This is a genomic window from Kordia jejudonensis, from assembly GCF_001005315.1.
In the GTDB taxonomy this organism is placed as follows: Bacteria; Bacteroidota; Bacteroidia; order Flavobacteriales; family Flavobacteriaceae; genus Kordia; species Kordia jejudonensis.
This window is the reverse complement of sequence record NZ_LBMG01000013.1, coordinates 1-21,166: the sequence shown is the minus strand read 5'-3', so window position 1 is coordinate 21,166 and position 21,166 is coordinate 1. Positions and strand designations below refer to the sequence as shown.

Genomic DNA, 21,166 nt, shown 5'->3' with positions numbered 1-21,166 from the left:
CTTGAACCTAAAGCCTATTTATGCAGCCCTTTGTTTATTTCGCATGTTATATTCCATTTCAAATAATTGTTTATTCTCACTACTCTTGTAACGATTGTAGAAACTCTCAATATTTACACGCTCCATGATAATTTTTGCCTTATCAGGATTCATTACATAGAAGTAATTTGTAATTGCATCTTTTAAAGTTTTTCCATTTTTAAGACGTTCAAATATAGTTCCATTAGTATCTCTTATGCCCATTTCACGCATCATTTCCAGTTCATAATTTCGTTGAAAATTAGCCATTGTACGAAGTGTCATAATATCAGATGTATCATCATTAGTTGATTCTTTCCCTTCATAGTTTAAAATTTCTTCACGAATCCTATGACAAATTGTTACTACTTGATTATAAATTAATGCATTTTCCAAATCCGTATTAAATCCTATGTGATAAATACAACCACTAAAACGATCTAATAGGGATGCATCCTGTCTATTGTTTCCGACATAATTTGCACTAGCACCTTTTCCTGTGGTATTTCCTGTGGCAATACACCCAAAGTGTGGATGCTTTTTTACTGGCTCATTATTTCCATTAAAAATAATCGCATCTTTTTTTCCACTTTTAGCAAGTGCATCATTTAATAATCCTGCGGTATTTGCATCTAGTTTCGGCATCTCATCCAGTATTAAAATTTTTCCATCACGCCAAGCTTCGATAAGTGCGCCTTCTTTGTAACCTTCCATTGTTTGACCGCCTTTAATATCAGTTGGTGAAGTCCATTGATTACAGTTGACTATGGTATACGGAAGTTCTTTTCCATCTTCGTAACCACGACCGTTTATTGCATAGGAAACTTTTTCCGAAATAGTAGATTTGAAAGTTCCTGCACTTCCAACTAAAAAAACATTATTTCCAACCAGTAGATCATCCATGATCTTTGTAAAACTTGGAATTTGTTCTATCTCTGGTATATCATATTTTGGTATTCTCATTGTTCTTTGGCTATTTGTAATTGACTTAAAAATTCATCTAATTGATCTATCTCTGATATACTATCTTCATAGAAGACTCGCCCAAGATCGTAAACGGAATAATCACCTATAACAAATTCAGGATTTGCGTCTTCATGTAAATTGTTAAGGATATAATATCCTAGCTTCTCAATAGCATAATGTAATGGAAGTTCACGCGCCTGTGCAATGGCATATTTGGACTGATCTGCGAGCGCTGATTTTGAAGTAATCGTTTTCCATTCATTAAATGGTTCTTCTACGCTTTCAAAGACTGGATATAGCGTATAATTGTATTTCTCCCTAGTATTTAATTTTCGATTGTAAGTGACAAAACCATAATCAGATGAACTTTGTGTCTGTGGTTCAATATACTCTACAAGTCCAAAACTAGGGTTGCTATCAGCGCCATACTTTTTGCCAAGTCTATACTTGAAAATTTTTCCTTTTAACTTTTTGGTTTTGGCTTCCCAATCCTCTTTATTTTCAATCTCCCAATCTTCCATTTCTCTAGCTTCAGTATGATATTTTATGTCAAAAGTGTCAAGCTGTTTTAAAAAAGGTTCTAAATTTTCAATATGTAAAGTACCTGTCATTTCCGAAGCATTCTGAACAAAATTGGCAAGTTCATCACTGTCTTGGTTATCCTCTTTACGAATTAGCCTGCGAAGTTTGGAATCTAAACTAACTTCATATAAATTTTTCTTAGAAAGAAATACTTGGAGATAATTTTCGTCTTTACGTACAAAACGAACATTTGCCGTATGATCTTGAATGAATTCATCAATTTCTAAGGCATTTATTTTGTCCTTAGCATTAGAGATAGGTGCGAGTGCATAAAATATACCATCCATATCTTTTTCAAAAGATTTATGCATTAAAATCCCATTCTTTATAACACCATCCCTAGTATTGTATTTTACAAGTTTATTTTTAGTGCCTACAACATCACAAGCGCGTATAATATTCTCGGTCAGAATGTGACGTTTTTCACGCTTTTTTGAAGCAAGTTTAATCATTTCATTCCACTGAAAATTTACCCTTTTAATATCATCTTCACTAATATCTTTACTCTCTACGAAAATTTGAGATAAATATAATTGCTCATCAGGCTTTAAATCAAATGTCATCACCTTTCGTGAATCTGTAACTGCAAATTCAAATCTGAAATTGCCTAAAGTGAAAGGGTTTGTTTTCCAATAATCATACTTGACACCTAAAAATATTCCCCATGAAGGCATCAAATCAGAACCAATATGAGGTACTCTGACTACATCACCTGTATTCCAAAAATTTATATATTTTAAAATTGTTTTTTTAACTTCGGTGAGTTCTGTCAATACTTTTTCAAGACTTGCTTTTTTCTTGTCAATGAGTTTCTGCGCTTTGTCAATATCATTTTTAATTTTCTCATTTTCCTGTACATCTAAATCGCTATCAACTTCAGGTAAAGTTTTAAATTCTTTTTCTAACTTACTAATGTCAGATTCACGTTTTTTAACTCGCTTTTCTACAACTTTTGGAAATTCTTCAGCAATATGTTTTTCAATTCCTATACGAATCTGTGATGGTTTTTGACCATTTAATGTGTTTTCAATACGATCGTCAATTTCACTTTTCAAAAGTGGACGTTTAAGATTATTAATAATGGTAACATCGCGAATGGTATCTTTCCCAAACGGGGTTGTTCCTCCGTTTCCTTTTTCGTAAAGAAAACGCTGTTTAACCTCTGCATCTAATGGTAAGTATTCTACTTCTAAATCATACGTGCCATTTTGCTTTTCAACTTTCACAATATGATTGTATTGTGATATAAGATCGTTATATAGCTTTTCTTGTGCATCTACCATCAGTAGTCCTGCACGCCCTGTAAGTTGACGAATTGCGCCATCCCTAGATTTATTTCTAACATATATTCCTTCTTCTTTGTGATGCGTTGGATATCCCAATACAGACATCATGTGACTATTTTGTGTAATCCAATCCCATGCAGCCTGATCTCCATATTTATTAAAAATATCAGGACTTTTTAACGTATCTTCATTGGTGTTTTGCGAACCTGTTGTATTGGCATCTAAGGACTTTAATTTCCCTTTAAGCATGGTCATAAGTCGCTTTTCGGTAGGAATATCACTTGTGATGTAATAGTATTCGGGTAGATTTACCTGTCCTGTGCGATTAATGCGTCCACGTTTTTGAATTTCTACATAGATATCCAGTTCAAATTGATGAATAATCATAGCGCGTTGTCGCTGATCTTTAAACTCTTTTGAAGAATGTGCTGAAAAACCAGTGCTGCCACTTTGATTGATAAGTAGCACATCTATTTTACCTTCATTAAATAAACGGAATGATTCTTCTGTATTACTAGAATAACTCTCAACAACGGCAATATCATCTGACAAATCAATACGTTGTTTGCGTCCAGTAACTTCAGCCACTTTGTAATTTGAATTTGAGTGACCACCAACATAACTCGGTTTTTGCGAGGATTCTATAATCGAAATCAGTTCATCAATTGGAGAAATGGTAAGCCCTGTAGCTTCAAGTTTAATTCGTTTTTTTATCTCATTATAACGTGCTTTTCCATTTGCGCCAAGTGCATCAATTGGAATCTGCACACGAGATTTTTCACCTGTAATATCAGTATAACCGTAGCTTAAAATGGACTGTAATCCTTTTTCTAATGTACGTGTAAAATCAAGTCCTTCTGCTGGAATTTCTTGACCTGAAATTAAATTCAAATCTTTTAGATATGCACCCATTGTTGATTTAAAAGCAATGACTACTTTTTTATCCTCATTTAATAGATCAATCGTTTTTTCTGCTACCTCTTTTACTTTCAAAGAAAATAACATCTGATCTATAATATTAAATACACGGGAAAAATAAGGAGTACTATTCACGCCTAAACCTCTAACACCTTTAGAAACTCTGCCATTTTCTACTTTTGCCTTATAATGAATAGCATCCTTAATCGGCATTACATAGGCTTCTTCAAAAGCAACAATGTCATTCATTATTTTAATTATTCGGTCAACACTCGCACGGTTTTTACTTCGTTCAGGTTCACTATTAAGCGTGATGTAATCAATCTTAATACCTTTGTTAGATCGTTGGCGACGAATAAGCTGTCCACTCTCTGCCAAATTTGATGCTACGATCTCCTGTAACGCAAGTCCACCACCTTTCATCGCTCTTACAAATCTGTAATCACTCATATTGGTTTCCAAAATTGCCGTTTTCTTTGCATATAAGGGCATTACATCGGGATATTTGGCAAAGGTGGCACTTAGGTAGCAGCAAGCCTTACTATGTGGTAATACATTACGAATCCATTTTCCAATAATAGAGTCATAACCACCAGCCATGTGTGACTCGTCAGTTATAAAAATTACTTTTTGATATGTTTTACTTCCAAAAACACCGCGTTTTATAAGCTTCTCTAACCAATCACGCTTGTATGGGTGTGCTGATTGAATTTGAGAATAACTACAAAAAATCATATTATAGCCCTTTGGAAGATAATCCAATGGTTCTAATAAAGTGATATAAGGTGTTGACTCCGCATCGGGAAGTTTTATTCCTGCTTGTTTGTGCCAATTAATAGATTCAGGACTATCTATGGCATATTCTACCTCTGTTGTAATGAGTTCTATTTGAGACTCATTACTTAAAGGGCTAAATATCACATTTCCTTTTTCATCCTTGATATTTGCATTGTTTGTCGTATTGATGATAAAAGGGCTGATATCTCCAAAATTAATTGCCTTCAAATCACGGTAGATATCTGTAAATAAATCAGGTGATTTTGTGCAAAATATAGGCAAGTAACCATTAAGTACTGCGTGACGAATAACAGAAGCTGCTTGTCTTCCTTTTCCAATTCCTGCTTGATCTCCTATAATGATACCTTGATCGTTCTCAAATTGATATAAGTATAGCGCAATTGCATCAACTTGTTCAGCAGCTAGGGCTTTCCATAATTCCTCTTTTGAAGGATATCGCAAGCCTGTCATTACATACCTGTCAATATCTTTGTAGGTATCAACGATAGGTTTAAACGATTTTTTAATTTCAAATTCTAAATTTCTAGGCACAAGTGTACCAATGACAAACGGTGCTTTTGAAAAAGGCTTGTAGACGTGTAAAGCCTTACCATCTTCTACTATTTTTGCTAATTTCTCTGCATCCTCTGTAAATTCTTCTTTTGCAATTATTAATTCTTTTTCTCCACTATTCTCTATCATATCCTGCTAATGTTTCTAAATAAGTTCGTAATGTTCTCTGTGCGTATATCTCTGTGACATTTTGTTTGCTTAAACTGCTATACATCAAGGAATTTTCATTAATTTTTGTATCTAATTCACTCCATTTCTCTTTGAGTTCCCATAAAGCATTTTGCAAGCTTCCTGTTTGTATTAAATAATCTGTGATTTCACCTGTGGTTGTTCCACCATTATAAACCACATTCAAATAGTTTTCAATCATAGCTATTGGGTTTTCGCCCTGAAGTATTGCATCTTCAATTAGTAAATGAATTGTGATATAGATGGCTGCTTCGTGATCTTCGTATTGCTTAAAAGGTGATGGATTTTCTACCATAAATAAAATGGCACTGGTATCACCTGACATTAATTGACTGTTGTAATAAATCATTGTTTTACTGCTATTTTTAATTGTTGTAATACTACATCTATATTTGGTAGGATATGAGTCTGTACACGCATCCATAAATCTGTAAAAGAAGAAACGATGGTGTCAAGCTGTGGCTGCTCTTTTAGATTGGGTGGCACACCTTCAGGTATTGCCTTTAGACCACCAATTAGTATTAGCATCGTTTCTTTAACTGCTCCCTGTTTGTTGTAGAGTTTATAACTATTCATATTAATAACATCATCTACTTTATAGTGACGATAAAGCCAACTAAAAAATGGACGATATTTTTTCCAAGTCCCATCTGCATCAAAACTCAAATGTCCCATTATAATAATGGCTGCTTTACCATAGTTTTTCATGGTTCTAAGTGCCAAACCCGCCATAAGGTGTTCCAATCGGATATAATGGTTCATTCCCCTGTGATTGTGAAAATATTCTCGAATGATAAAAGCCTTTTCTTCCTTGGAATCTTCCCATTTGGCAAACGGTGGATTGGTCACAACTACATCATATTTTTTATTCATTTCTTTAGGGAATGGAAGGGCTGCATTTTCAGTTGTTATTTTTGAAAAGCGTTGATACGTAAGTGATTTTCGTCTGCTTTTATCAATTTCGTTGACATGAGTAATTGTAGGATCTGCACCAACTAATAAAAGTCCGTTCCCTGCGCTTGGTTCAAAGATTGATTGTGCGCTGTCCATGCCCGTATATTGTGCAATGATTGCACCTATCGGACAAGGTGTGGAATATTGCTTAAAGAGTTCTTTACTACTATCACTATATGCATAAGTAGGCTGTAATTTTTTCCAAAAATTATCCATTTTTATAAGACGATCATAAAATGGAAGTGGAAGCTGATACAATCGTTTATACCATAAAAGCCAGCTTAGTTCTACCGCTTCCCAAAGCGCTCCCAAACTTGGCGCATCTGTGGAAACACGCAAGTCTTCAATTTTCTTTTTTGTAAGTCGTTGCCCGTTCATATAGGCATCGTGCATGGCTACAATGACACGATCAATATAACTATCGTTTGGTATTGGCTCGGATGGAGTGACATTATCAATTAGTTCTTCTTCAATAGAATCGGTTAGATATTCTTTCAGACAAACTTTTGATTTTTTTAAATTTTTGATCTCAAAATCTAAATTATAGTAAGCTTCTCTATACTCTTTTTTTGTTTTTACTCTTTTTGTTGTGGGATTTATATACTCTTGCTGATCTACCAAAAGTTTAGCTATTTCATTATCTATGTAAGCAGTAGCTTTTGGAATGTCTGCAACTGGTCGCCAATGTTCCAAAGCTGTCCACCACCAATGATTTTTCCCATCTTTATCTATAACATATTTTAAGGATTGTATACTATTATATCCTGTATTAATATTTATATACGGATAGTTTATATCAGTCGGGAAACCTATTTCTTCAAATAGACTTTCGCCACGATGTTCTATCTCATTATGTACAGCTCTACGTGATATATCAATACCGTATTCTTGTGGATGACCTAATTGTGATAACCTAAAAAGATTCACACCTGATATATTGGGCAATTCTTTGGCTGTTATTGTATATAATTCAGGAAAGTCAATTTTCAAGTTCTCACGCTCATTCACATACACACCGCCTGACTGAAATGGCTCATTTGCAAGTATTGGAACTAATACCCTAACAATGGCTTTATTTTTTGTGATGATATCTTTTGCGATAGATAAATAATTAGGTGCTTCAATAAAGGAAATACCTTCATTTTTTAATGCGTTTATAAGACGACTAATTATTTTTGTAGTTTTTACACTTGTACCTTCTCTCAAATCAAAAACCCAATCTTTAAATGAACTAAGCGCAAGTTCAAGTTGAATTAAAAGTTTTTGTTCATCATCCTGGTCTTGCGCTTTCTCTAAATCAAATATTGTAGTTGATATAATAGTCTCATCTTCTCCAGTTAAATCATTACTCAATGTTAACAATTCAGAAATAACATCTGATAATAAATGGCGAATTTCACTTGTACTTTCATCCGAAGTCATTTCTTCAATATCCTGTAAAGTATCGTTTTCGTTTTGCTCAATTCTAGTGTCAGTTTCACTTACGGTAGTAGTGTTTTCGTTTTGTAAAATTGAATCAGAAATTGATTTTTTGTAATCTAGTATTACTTGCTTTGATTCTTTATATCTTTCAATATCACCTTCAAAACGTTCGAATACCTTTTGGTCATTAGATGTTGAAAAACTCTTTTCTTGTTTTATTCTTAAAGCTGATATTTCTTTATTAATAAAATTTATTGCTTCATCTAAATTTGCCACTGGACGCGCATGAATTACAGCAGTATCCCAATTTATAGGATTTAATGATTCTCTATGCTCTCTAATAAGTGAGATCAATGGAGTTACATTTTTGTAACCTCCTGCTTTGAAAACATAAGGATATTTTAAATCTGTTGGATATCCAAGATCAAGAAAAGCTTTTCTACCTCTGAAATTAAATGTTCGTCTAACATTGTCATAGTCAATGAAAATATTTAATGTCGCTAACCTACGTTTTTGTAAAAGTTTAAATAAAGTAACAGATGATACTTTGGATAAATCTTGATCTTTAAGACTTTGCAATTCAGGAAAGTTTCTCTTTATAGTAATGTCTGTTTCATGCTCAAAATTTCCTGACTGAAATGGCTCTTTTACTCCCGCAGGAATTAATACATTTGGAATTATTTGATCCCTTGTTTTAATATCCTTTACAATAGTTAAGGGCTTATTTACATCTAAATTTTTAGGCTTAATACTTTCAATTGGCAAGCTTTTTATTGGCTCTTTAACTTGCTTTTTACTTATGGAAAATATATAGTTATCTATTTTTGTTTTGGAACTTTCCAAAAATCTAATTTTAGTACTGATCGTATCATACTGATCTTTAAAATCTAGCTGATCTTCAAACTTATTTTTATTTTTTAAAATATCAGCAAGTTCATTGTGTGACTCGGTAAGTAACTCATCTATATATTTTTTTGCTAAAGAGACATCTGCAATTGGTCGCCAATTTGTTAATGCATTCGCATAATTTAGATAATCACTTGTAGAACTAATAATCCTAGAAAGCGGTAAAACACTTTTATATCCTTGTCTAATATTAACATAAGGATAATTATAGTGTAGAGGATATCCAAGTTCTTTAAATAGTTGTTCGCCTTTTTTATTTACAACTCCAGCTCTCATCGTGTAGCTAAGATCAATACCAAACTTTTGATGATCTTCCAATTGTAAGAGTCTGAAAAGTTGGATCGTTGTAGCTTTTTCAATGTTGGAATCATTTAGTAAAAAGAGTTTTGGAAAATGCTCTTTTACATATTTTATTTTATCTAGGTCAATAACGCCTGACGCGAAAGGTTCTAATGCAGCTTTTGGAACTAAAACATTTTTTATAAGTCTACCATTTACAACAATCTCTTTTTCTATGGTAAGCGGTTTTAAATCTTTGACTTGATTTACTAAATATTCAAGTTTATTAATAAGTGGATTACTTACTGATCTTGTTTGTAAATCTAAATCACTTTTTAATCCTTTATATTCATAAATAACCGAAAGAATATTATTTTTAAAATCAACATCACTTACTTTCAAAGAAATTGCTGCCAAAACATCTTTTGCAGTTGAAATTATATACTCACTCTCTCCTTCCAATCCTAATGCTAATACTTCAAATTCATCAATGATGGTTTTTGTAATTTCTCTTAGTTCTTTAATAATGTCTTTTTCACTTTGAAAGCTGTCCGTATTTAAAGTTTGCTCTTTTTTATTTGGAACTAAATAGTCAAGTATGTTTTGCTTGGAAATTTTATATTGCTCAATATCAATATCAAGCTGTTCTAGTTTCTTTTTAAAACCTTTAATTCTATATGGAGTATTAGTATCAGGATTTATATACTCTTTACGTTTTTCGTTGAGTTTTTGAATTAGTTCATCAATGATCTCAATTCCACTATTAAGATCAGCGATAGGACGTGCTTGCGCTATTGCTTTCCACCACATCTTTTTTTCACCACTTGAATAAATAAATCTTCTTAATGGTCTTACATTTTTATAACCGTGAATAAGTGAGATATGTGGATAATCTAAATCAGAGGGATAACCTAAAGATTCATATAACTTTAGACCTCGTTTTCTTTGTTCATCAAAAATTTTCATTTTTGATATTGATAGATCAGTATGTTCAGGATATAATATTTGTGATAGTTGAAAAAGTTCAATAGCTGTTAAACTTGCTATATCATCATCTTTTTTTGTGATTAAATCAGGAAAATCCGATCGAATAATTTCTAAATCTTTAGCACTTACATTTCCACTTTGAAAGGGTTCTTTTGCAGCAGTAGGAACTAAAACATTTTCGATCTCTAGCGAGTCATCTGGACGTATTATCTTTGAAATAACAAGTACGTCATTTTCTACCTCAGGTAATACTTCTAAAACTTCTGTTTCAACCTTATTTTCGTTACTATTTATGTCATTATTTTCAGTTTCAACAATTGATTGGTTACTTGTTTTTTCTTTTTTTAGACTATCAATAATTGATTGATTGATAATTTTTTTTGCTTCAAAAATACTTCGTCCTTCCTTTATATACTTTTTAGCAGTACTAATTGTTACGAAGTTTTCTCCATATTTGAGTCTACCATAACTACGCGCTAAATCAACCGCGTCATTTTCCCATAATTGAAAAATAATATGTGGTTCTTTTTTTTCTGTAGTATCATCCGTGTAGTGTATGTTGATAATAATGAATTTCCTTCCTGCAATACTCTCATAGGTTTCCTCAAAAACTGGAAATACATTTACTCCTCGCCAATCACCACCACTATTAATTAGAGATTGTAAATTCTCAATAAAACCATCATAGGCAGGAATTTTATCTGCTGTATAAATATTTTTATCACTTTGTGTTTTTTTGATTTCTAAATCTCTTAAAAAAGCATTAAATGCACGATTGAGTGCCTTACTAAATCGTAACTGTAACTTGTTGCTTTTTTCGTCGTTAATAATTTCTAATTTCATATATATCGTTTGAGTATTAGTACTCGTTTGATATAAATGTAGAAACGCTTAATTATAAATCATTTGTTCACTTTTGTAACTTGAACCTAAAGTGTACTTTGATTATTGATTTTTTTACGTTATTTAAGAAAAAACAACCAATTTAGTTAAGAGAATGATAACTGAAAATTCAATTTTGTAGAGAAACTCCATGAAGACCTATTGACCATTGAGGTAATTATAGAAAGAATGTTATTTCTGTCAAATAACTAAAATAAAATAAATAAATTCTGTAATACTTTATCATTACTTACTGCAACTACCTTTAGTTTTGTAAGAATAAAGGGTGTTATCTAAAATCATATAGATTCCTTTTTCAAATTCATTGATAAAATATATTTTATCAATGAATTATTAAGAGTAGAGTGAACTTTTGCAACTACTAGCGTTTTAGAGCCTATTTCTGTATTAGACTCTACTCTTTTTGATAAGTTGTTAAGAACCAAATAGAATTTTAGAATGTCCTCATTAAAGGTGTTAGTTAAAACAACTTATTTTAAATATTAACCGTTTAATAATTAATTAATGAAAGTAAAAGAGGTTATAGGAATTGACATTAGTAAATCTGTGATAGATGTTTGTATTCACACTATTCAAAATAATCAACAATTTGAAAATACTCCTAAAGGGTTTAGAAAAATGATTGTTTGGACGTTTAAGAATATCACGTTTTCAAAGCAAGAAGTCCTATTTGTTTTAGAACATACAGGTTTATATTCATATCAATTATCACAATTTCTAAATGATGAATCATTACTATTTTGTATGATTTCAGGTTTAGAAATTAAAAGGTCTTTAGGAATAGCAAGAGGAAAAAATGATATGATTGATGCAGGTCGAATTGCATTATATGGCTACAGATTAAGAGATGAACTAATACCTAGTAAAACTCCAAAAGTCAATATTTCTAAACTTAAAAGTCTTTTATCTCTAAGAGATCGATTAGTAAAACAGAGAGCTGGATTTAAGGCAACATTAAGGGAACAAAAGAGAGTTTACAAGGAAAAAGAATACGAAACGATCTTTTCTGTACAAGAAAAAATGATTGAAGCACTAAGTGAACAAATAAAAATTATAATGAAAACCATTAAAAAAATAATCAGCAATGATAAAGTTATAAAAGAGCAGTATGAGTTAATAACAAGTATTCAAGGACTTGGTGCTATTTCAGCTATATCTTTGATCGTGTATACCGATTGTTTTATAAAGTTTAAGACATGGCGGCAGTTTGCTTCTTATTGTGGAATTGCTCCATTTCCTCACCAGTCTGGTTCTAGTATAAACAGACGAAATAGAGTATCGAATTTAGCTAATAAGAAATTAAAAAGTATTTTAAATATGTGTGTAATTTGCGCGCTACAAACTGATCCTGAAATAAAAGATTTCTTCAATTCACGTATTGAAAAAGGCAAACATAAAATGAGTACAATTAATATAATCAGGAATAAATTGGTGGCAAGAGCTTTCGCTGTTGTGAGAAGAAAAACACCCTACATAGTAAAATATGAAATAGATACTTTGAAGATGATTTAGATAATGTTTATAATTTAAAGACTAATACAATTTGTTCGATAATTTTAAAAAATGTAAATTAGGAACTACAATAGTAATTGATTTTACTTATAATTTCAAATTAGATGTTTATTCAGAATAATACAGTAGTAGAGTATTCAGAATAATCAAAAAATTATTACTTAACGATATAAGATTCGCTTTAAAGGAAATCTTTACAAAACCAAACATAGCATAAGTGTATAATCGCTTGACAGTAAGCTGTTTATGTTGCATTTAGATAGACCCTATAATTAAAATAAAAATAAAACGTAATGCCTATACTTAGGTGTTAGGCAAAATACAAAAAATGAAACTACACATTGAACAATGGATTGAAAATAATGAATTTTCTAAGAATGTGAATATTCTATTTAAAGATTCAATTATCTGTTACAAGTCAGGTGCTAATCGAGCTTCTTTATTATTTTCATATTTAGGTTTTTTGACCTTGCTAAAAGAAAGAATTATTGGTGGAACAAAACCTAATTTATTTCCTCCTGGAGAATGGGATCAAATCATATCCAAGCTACAGAATGAAGATTTATGGGAAAAAACGGTATTTGAATCTACTCAGCAACGTGAAAAGATTGACCAAAAAACTAAAGATCCAATAAAATCTCCAATTTTTAATATTAATGAAAATCTCAGATTGCAAATAAAATATTGGAAAGATCGAAGAAATGATTGTGCGCACTACAAAGACAATATTATAGATAATTATCATATTGAATCGTTTTGGGCATTTATAGAAAGTAACTTATCTAAAATCACCATCGAAGGAGGATTACAGTCATTAATTAATAAGATTTATAAACACTTTGACCCTACAATAACTCCTCCAGATAAAGACGTTACACCTTTAATAAAAGAAATAGAACATTCTGTACAGAGAACTGAATTAAACTCGTTTTGGAATACCTTATTAAGTAATGGTGAAATATATTTTGATTTATCTGAGAAAAAACAAGAACTAATTAGTAGAAGTTTAGAAGTTAATAGTGATGACACAAATGAAAGCTTAATATCTATTTTAAAGGGCAAAAAAACTTTTTTAAATAATTTCTTAGCTAATTACCCTGATAAAGTTTTATGGTTTAATTTCTCTCCAGAAGAAGTTAGAACATTTTGGAAAACTCAATTAAGCAATTGTAATAATATTTTAGAAATTTATATTTCTTTTTTGAGAAACGATTTAATACCTGAAAAAGAAATTTTAGAATCCAATATAATCGTTATAAATGCTATAAGAGATTATTCTCCTGATTCTAATGGTCATCAATTATTAAGTCAAAATGGTTTTTATGAAACATTTAAAAGTGAAATTTTATACAATAGAGGTTTTACAAAATATAAATCTTATCTATGGGTAAATGAAAGAGCTAGCCTTATTTCTGGGATTATTAAAAATTACCCTCCTGACAAAGATGTAGTAGACAAATTAATTGAACATTATAATGAAAATGAAAATTCTGATTGGTTATTAGAAAGATTTGATTCAATTTTTATAACAGGAAATCAAATAACGAATGATTATAAAGATATAATACAAGCTAGTAAAATTACAATTCCTGAAAAACTAAAAAAGTACTTTGCCTAATTAAGATATAAACTGTATTACTAGCTTTTTGCTTATTTACGAAAGTCTTAGCAGACTTTCTTGGTTTATATTTTTTCACTAAATAACTACTTAAAACGCTAACAAAGCTTATACAACAACGTCAAGCATAATAAGCTAAAAAAAACAAATTAATATGTTTATCAGAGAGCTTAGAACAAGGTTCAGAAATCTAAATATTTCAGTTGAAATAGATACAGCGCTTTTGGCTTCTCTTGATAGTCCTGATAAAATTTCAACAAGTAGAATAATTAGTATCAATCTATACAAACTGATTTACCATATAGGAACCATTCAGACAAGAAGATTTGCTCCATCTAACAGAAATAAATTTTTAGATAAATCAGATTTAATTGAAAAATTATATGGTGAAACTAATGATTTCAGAGTAAAAATTGATGAAATTAGGGCTACAGGAGGCTCAGAAACACTTACCTCAATATCTGAGGACTTTGGAGTTGGTATATCTATTATAATTGCTGAAAGTTTATACAATATCAAAAGGTCTACAATTCAGAGAATTTATGGAACTCAAAAACGTCCAGATTGGAAAGCTCAAACTGTTGATAACAGAATATTAGTAGTAGAATGTAAAGGGTCTACAAGTCAAGCAACTTCAAATCAGCAAGAGCGAAATGCTTTAATTCAAAAAACAAGAGAGTCAGGAGATATAAAAATAGCATCACTAAGTGTATTAAATGAAAATGCAGTAAGTACAAATAGATTTTTAGACCCTCCAATTGAAACTGATAATAAATCTCCAGAAATGGAAAATCATATTCTAAGAGCAGGGCATTATGCTTCGGTATTCAGTTTTTTTGGAAGTAGTAAATTAAGTAGGTACTACTCTCAAATGAGAAAACGATTATTAGGAAAGATAACTCCATTTGAACAGGGTACTAAAGAGCGTACATATATGGAACTGACTTATAATGCGCCTACTGTTCCATTCAATAGAGAAGATTTTACAGGACACTTTTACAGAACTACACATAATAAATATCTTTTTGTAGGAGTAGATAAAAGGCTTCTATCATATAGAGGTTTTATCAATTATACAGATTTTCAAAATGATATTGATGAAGTGAGCAGTGAAAATTATTTTTCATTATTTAAAGATGGTGTTTTAATTATTGAGATAAATAGAATTGAAGAATTCTCAGAAATAATTAACTTAAATGAAATCAGATACTATCAAGATAATATCACAATAAGTGATATAGATGAAATGAATGAACTAACATTTCAAAAGTATATTAACTACCTATTAAGAGAAAATGGGTTTAGCGAAATATTAGAAGAAGTTCAACGAAATGATTTTAGATTTGATATTTCAGCAAGAAAAAACAACATTACTTATCTCATTGAACTAAAGTTATTCAATAAGAAAAAAATATCTCAAGATTTAATAAATAGATTAAACTCTTATCGAGATTTTGTTGAATTCACCAAGTTAATCCTGTTTACAAATGGAGAATTAGGTTCTAATTTGAACTTTGATAACCAGAATATAGTAATTATAGATAGAAACAAATTGAAGGAAGTTATCAGCAATAGAATATCATTGGAAGAAGTAATAAATACCATGCCCAACAATGGCTGAAACTACAAATAGCTCCCATTCGGTCGCTACTGCGTTTAACCGAAACATTAACTAACATTAAAATTATCTGAATGCGGAAAACCGTAAAGGTAATTTCGACTGAATTTATAAATTTGAATTTAATAAAAAAGAATGAAAAGAATTATACTAACATTTTGCTTTTTGACTTTAATCACTTCTTGTGAAAGTAATCCTGAAAAAGAAAAAGCAACTGAATTACTTAAAGCTAAAATTGGAAGAGAATTACCTTTTAATGATATTAAAATAGCAAAAATTGAAAATGGAACTGGAGTAATTGTTGATGGAAGTTGGTGTTATTGGATTGACGAAAATGATAAAATTTATTGTGTAAACGGAACGTCAATCACAATATATAACGTGAATAATCCAGAATGTGAAAATGCGCCAATCAAAGCAATGTTTTCGGATATTGAAAAAATAGCAAAATGATTTTCTTGATTAGAGAAATTTTAAATAAACAACGTACACTAACAATCAATAATTGCAATTACGGCAGATTCGACTACGTCCAAATCGGCTTGGAATTACAGAGGTCAGTGCTTAACCGAAAATTAGTGAGTCTAAACCCGTAACTGGCGGTTATACGAGACTGTTACATACAAAAAACTTTTAAATTTAAGACTTCATGAACAGAAATACAGATTATGAAACCTTTGCAAGGGATATATACCAAGAACTTTTAGCTCAGGACGGTTTAACAGTCAAAGTGTTACATAATCAAGTAATTCAAGGTAAAGCTGCCAAACATCAGATTGATGTGTTTTGGGAGTTTGATTTTGCTGGTGTTAAACATAAAGTAGCTATTGAATGTAAGAATTACAGTAATAATGTTTCAATCGGTAAAGTCAGAGATTTTAAATCAATTATAGAAGATATTGGTAATACCAATGGAATAATAGTGACAACCAAAGGATTTCAGAGTGGAGCAATTGAGTTTGCTGAACATCATGAAATTCAATTAATTATACTAAGAGAACCTTTGGAATCTGATTGGAAAGGGAAAATACGATATCTGGACACTACAATTGAAGTTCATGATCTTTCCATTACAAATACATTTGTTAAATTAGATTTAGTTTGGTTCAAAGAAAATTTTCCAGATATAGACCCTAAATCTGTTAATATATCTTTCACTGGATTAAATAATGAAATGTACATAGTAGATGAATTAGGAAATGAAATTACGAACTTCCTAGAATTAGAAAATAACTTACGTGAAGTTTTTGACTCAGACGATTTTACTCACTTCTTTCCATTCTCGAACGGTTATATGAACACTGATGATTATGGAGCTATTAAAATAGAACGAATTGAATTAACATATGAAACATCTAAAACCCGATCGAAACATATATTTGATAGGCAATTATTTATTAAAGCACTTGTCCATGATATAAAAACAGGAAAAAAACAGTTCATAAAGAAATAACTCATATAACATTGTATAAAAAAACATAGGGGAGCTAAACTAAAGGTCTGTGAATTTTAATAATGTCCGCTAAATATAAAGTTTGGCGTTTACAATAGAAAATATAAAAAGCAAAATATTTATGTTTAACTAAGTAATAAATCGAACGAAAGTGCTTATGAACAGCCCTATATTTCTTTTACTAACCTATATGCACAATTTATATGAATCCAACAGAAAGATTTTGTCAATTATTGAGAAGTCGTTCAGAAGAGAATAAAAAATCATTTGCTGTTCTCTTCCAAAATAAACTATACGGAAATTGTTTTTCTGTGCTGCGACAAGAATTGGATTCAATGGTTAGAGTTATTTATTTACTAAACGAAACTGATTTAAACAAAAGAGAATCCTTTATCCGACAAACTTTAGATGGAGCAAAATGGTCTTTTGTAAATCACAATGGAAAAAAACAAAAAGTTACAGATAGAGATATGGTTGAATTATCAGACTCTTTGAATGGTTGGACTCAAAACGTATACAAGTTTGGTTGTGCTTTTATTCATTTGTCAAATTTTCATGATTATCAATCTGAAGATCCTTTTCAATCATTGGAAGACTTCGACAAAGACAGTATAATTAATCAACTAATTAATTATCATGGTGCGAACTTGAACAAAAAATCAACTTTAAATGACCTGATCCGCTTTTTGCCAAGTGTGATGAACAAAATCAGTTCAAACTATGAATGTGAAATTAAATCACTTGAAGAACAAAAAATAAAAAGTGTATAAAACCATAATGGTTCTGCCGCATCGGTTCATCACGAACCGTTAAACATTCTTAATAATTATCTTCATATTAAAATCTAATTAAACATTTAAGATTAACTTGCCTTTACAGACGATTATCGTTAATAACTTTTCAAGGATATATTTTCTTTATACATAGAATACAGAAAGAGTTGTGAGAAAATGAAATTGTCATAAAATTGACATTAATACATTCGTTTTCCCTTAAACTCAAAATATACTTGCGTATGTATGCTCTAGTTGATGTGAACAATATGTATTGTTCTTGTGAACGTGTTTTTAATCCTAAACTGATCGGTAAACCTGTGGTGGTGCTATCTAATAATGATGGCTGTGTTATATCTCGAAGTAATGAAGCCAAGGCACTAAGTATCCCTATGGGCGCGGTCGCTCATTTATTTGAAAAAACATTTAAAAAAAATAATGTATACGTACATTCATCCAACTATGCACTTTATGGCGATTTGAGTGATAGACTGATGCACATACTTTCAAATTTCACACCTGATATAGAAGTCTACAGCATAGATGAAGCTTTTTTACAGTTCAGAGGATATGAACGCTTCAATCTTGAAAAAATATGTATAGAAATAAAAAGATACGTTCTACAATGTACAGGGCTTCCAATAAGTATTGGTGTAGCGAAAACGAAGGCTCTTGCTAAAGTAGCGAACAGAATTGCAAAAAAGTTTGATAATAAAACAGGCGGTGTATATGTGATGGATACGGAACAAAAAAGAGCCAAAGCGCTTAATTGGCTTAATGTTGAAGATGTATGGGGAATCGGTAAACGTAATGCTAGTAAGCTAAACCGCTATGGAATTTCTAAAGCAATTCAATTTGCTGATGCGCCTGATAATTGGATTCGTAAAGAATTTTCAGTTGTAGGTCTTCGTCTTAAAAAAGATTTACAAGGCATTCCAACACTATCATTAGAAGAAGTTGAAAATAAAAAATCAATAGCAGTCACGCGAAGCTTTGCTAAAACAAAAAACAATCTTGATGATATGAAAGAAATTATAGCAAGCTACGCATGTGTTGCTTCTGAAAAATTACGTTTTCAAAAGAGTTGTTGCAATATTATCATGGTCTTTATTCATTCAAATCGATTTAGAAAAGATTTACCACAATACAAAAATTCGTTAGTAGTTAAACTTCCTTATCCAACTAATTCAAGCCTTATCATAGCAAAGTTTGCAAAACAAGCTATACAATCAATATTTAAAAAAGGATATGAGTTTAAAAAAGCTGGAATTATGGTCATGGGATTAGTGCCTGAAGAAGTACAACAGCTTAATATGTTTGAAACTTGTAATTCAGATCACAAACAACTAATGACAACTATTGACAGCTTGAACTTAAAATATGGAAAAAACACCTTGAACATAGCAAGCCAAAAGTTAGATTCTCCATGGGCAATGCGTCAAAATAATTTGTCACCTAACCATACAACTAAATTCAAGGATATTATTATATTGAATTGTAAAATCTAAAATTAATTTTAATGTTGTAGAGATCATAAATTCAACTTCTTTAATATCAATAATATTCGAACTTTTCAATTTACTTAAAATTACGTTTTTTCCATAGATTTTTTACGGTTAAGTAAATTTTCATTTTTGTCGTAAAAATATTACAAATAAGTGTCGTATATTGGAATTAAATAAATTAAAACTATTATAAATCATGAAAAAAAAGAATTTAATTTTATTGCTATTACTAATTGTGGGGATGATTAGTTGTAGCGATAATGTGGACACCATCGAGGAAGCAAACCTTAAATATTCGCTTGTCTCCCCTGATAATGTACGAATTGCCAAATCGGCTGAAGATCTCAATTCTAAAATTACTGACGGAAAAGGGACGATTTCAAATGTTAATTACATTAAGACAGATAAGAATTCGGTAATTGCAATCATTGATTATAAAATTGACTCGGAAGAAATAAGCATAATTTTAATTAGTGGAATCGAGAATTTTAAGTTCCCTAAAGATGCAGTGATTAAGTTAGGAAACTTTTCATCAAATATTAGTAAAACTAATGGCGAAGATGATATTTATATTTCATGTATAGGGAAAAATTGTTGCGCACCTGGAGGAACTTATAATCCAAATACCCAACTTTTTACAACATTTTGTAAATGTGAGAGTGGAGATAATTCAGGATGTACTATGAAAGTAAGCAGAAAACCACCTGAAATCTCTCAAAATTGATTTTATGACTAGAAAGATTTATCTATAAATGATGTAATTAAAACTAAAGCCATTTCAAAAATAATTGAAATGGCTTTTTTAGTATTCATAAATTTTCTTAAACAATCAATTTAAAATAAATCATTATTGAAAACGAAAAACTAAGCAACTTTATAAAAAAAAATGGGAATTATAATCAAAGTTTAAGTTCCTAAAAAAGTTCAACAACTCAATATGTTTGAAACTTGTAATTCAGATCACAAACAATTAATGACCGTCATTGATAAACTGAATTCAAAATATGGAAAGAACACCTTGGATATTGCGAGTCAAAAATTAGATTCATCTTGGGCAATACGACAAAATAATCTATCGCAAAACTACACAACAGACTTTAAATATATCATCATAATAAACAGTAATTTTTAAATACTTAATCTTCCTTGATAGGACAATTACGTTTTTACCATAAACATCTTATTGATCAACAATAAAAGTTATTATTAATAAATTAAAAGTTATTGTTTTTATAAAATAAAAATTTACATTAGCCAAATCGGATGAAATTTTGGATAACAAAAATTCTTCTAAAATTAACACTTTTTAACAAAAAAATCAACGCTTATTTTTAAAACACGACGCTTATGAAAAATTTTTGTGACTGATCTTGAAAGGAACTTCCTTTACAAATAAACCCGAACTCCAACCTTACCATTTTATGATTTAACAATAAAACTGTACTGTATGATGCAAGTAGAAAATAATACAACAAATACAAGTGAAATACTCTATAACAATGAGTATATATGTTTGGGCAGTAAGCATAAAGGGCAATACATACTTAAATATAATATTCTTTTTGTAGAAGCTTATGAAAACTATGCATGGCTCTATTTAAATGATAATACAAAACAATTAAGTTCTAAACCAATTGGTTATTACGAAGAACTATTAGCTTCTGACGGATTTACACGTATACACCGATCGTATCTTATCAATATATCACACCTAAAACTGTATGAACGTAAATACCGTCTTGTACATCTTAGAGGAGCAATAACCTTGCCTGTAAGTCATCGAAAAACACACACATTCTCAAAGTATTTACAAAGTGCATAATAGGATCTATTAGCACATAAAATCCCTTAACAATAAAATCATAGTAAAAAAATAGTCTGCTGAAATCGGAGTCCCTACTCCACACACATTCATGTTTAATTTAAA

Annotated in this window: 14 protein-coding genes; 10 read left to right on the top strand and 4 right to left on the bottom strand. The window is 30.6% G+C overall.

Annotated features, from left to right (window positions below; translation table 11 throughout):
- Positions 1-18: 18 nt before the first annotated feature.
- Genes AA089_RS09040 through AA089_RS09025 form a run of 4 tightly spaced genes read right to left on the bottom strand, consistent with a single transcriptional unit; the run spans position 19 to position 10,700 of the window.
- The gene (locus AA089_RS09040; RefSeq protein WP_046756617.1) at positions 19-981 is read right to left on the bottom strand and encodes an AAA family ATPase; all 963 of its coding nucleotides are present in this window, start codon (positions 979-981) and stop codon (positions 19-21) included.
- Positions 978-5,249 carry a strawberry notch C-terminal domain-containing protein gene (locus AA089_RS09035; RefSeq protein WP_046756616.1) on the bottom strand — a complete coding sequence of 1,424 codons (4,272 nt, stop codon included), beginning with the start codon at positions 5,247-5,249 and terminating at the stop codon, positions 978-980. Before AA089_RS09035 ends, AA089_RS09040 begins: the two co-directional genes overlap by 4 nt.
- A complete protein-coding gene (locus AA089_RS09030; RefSeq protein WP_241479982.1) occupies positions 5,236-5,634 on the bottom strand; it encodes a hypothetical protein in 399 nt (132 codons plus the stop codon). Before AA089_RS09030 ends, AA089_RS09035 begins: the two co-directional genes overlap by 14 nt.
- A gap of 20 nt (positions 5,635-5,654) precedes the next feature.
- Positions 5,655-10,700: an Eco57I restriction-modification methylase domain-containing protein gene (locus tag AA089_RS09025; RefSeq protein ID WP_046756614.1), complete on the bottom strand. Its 5,046-nt coding sequence runs from the start codon at positions 10,698-10,700 to the stop codon at positions 5,655-5,657.
- Between the two features lie 564 nt (positions 10,701-11,264).
- Here AA089_RS09025 and AA089_RS09020 point away from each other — a divergent pair.
- The 10 genes from AA089_RS09020 to AA089_RS08975 all read left to right on the top strand — a co-directional run bounded on the left by AA089_RS09020 (position 11,265) and on the right by AA089_RS08975 (position 21,061).
- Complete coding sequence (locus tag AA089_RS09020; protein ID WP_046756613.1) at positions 11,265-12,272, top strand: IS110 family RNA-guided transposase; 1,008 nt, start codon at positions 11,265-11,267, stop codon at positions 12,270-12,272.
- Positions 12,273-12,600: 328 nt separating this feature from the next.
- Complete coding sequence (locus AA089_RS09015; protein ID WP_046756612.1) at positions 12,601-13,890, top strand: hypothetical protein; 1,290 nt, start codon at positions 12,601-12,603, stop codon at positions 13,888-13,890.
- A 154-nt stretch (positions 13,891-14,044) separates the two neighbouring features.
- On the top strand, positions 14,045-15,511 hold the full coding sequence (locus tag AA089_RS09010; RefSeq protein WP_046756611.1) for a restriction endonuclease: 1,467 nt from the start codon (positions 14,045-14,047) through the stop codon (positions 15,509-15,511).
- A 132-nt stretch (positions 15,512-15,643) separates the two neighbouring features.
- A complete protein-coding gene (locus AA089_RS09005) occupies positions 15,644-15,961 on the top strand; it encodes a hypothetical protein (protein WP_046756610.1) in 318 nt (105 codons plus the stop codon).
- Positions 15,962-16,157: 196 nt separating this feature from the next.
- Positions 16,158-16,961: a restriction endonuclease gene (locus AA089_RS23620; protein WP_053002287.1), complete on the top strand. Its 804-nt coding sequence runs from the start codon at positions 16,158-16,160 to the stop codon at positions 16,959-16,961.
- 203 nt (positions 16,962-17,164) lie between these two features.
- Positions 17,165-17,731 (top strand): hypothetical protein, encoded by a 567-nt coding sequence (locus AA089_RS08995; RefSeq protein WP_046756609.1) that lies wholly within the window; start codon positions 17,165-17,167, stop codon positions 17,729-17,731.
- A 245-nt stretch (positions 17,732-17,976) separates the two neighbouring features.
- On the top strand, positions 17,977-19,242 hold the full coding sequence (locus AA089_RS08990) for a Y-family DNA polymerase (RefSeq protein ID WP_046756608.1): 1,266 nt from the start codon (positions 17,977-17,979) through the stop codon (positions 19,240-19,242).
- Positions 19,243-19,435: 193 nt separating this feature from the next.
- Complete coding sequence (locus tag AA089_RS08985; protein WP_046756607.1) at positions 19,436-19,963, top strand: hypothetical protein; 528 nt, start codon at positions 19,436-19,438, stop codon at positions 19,961-19,963.
- 213 nt (positions 19,964-20,176) lie between these two features.
- Positions 20,177-20,371, top strand: a complete 195-nt coding sequence (locus AA089_RS08980; protein ID WP_046756606.1) for a DUF4113 domain-containing protein — start codon at positions 20,177-20,179, stop codon at positions 20,369-20,371.
- A gap of 315 nt (positions 20,372-20,686) precedes the next feature.
- Positions 20,687-21,061, top strand: a complete 375-nt coding sequence (locus AA089_RS08975) for a LytR/AlgR family response regulator transcription factor (RefSeq protein WP_046756605.1) — start codon at positions 20,687-20,689, stop codon at positions 21,059-21,061.
- Positions 21,062-21,166: the final 105 nt, after the last annotated feature.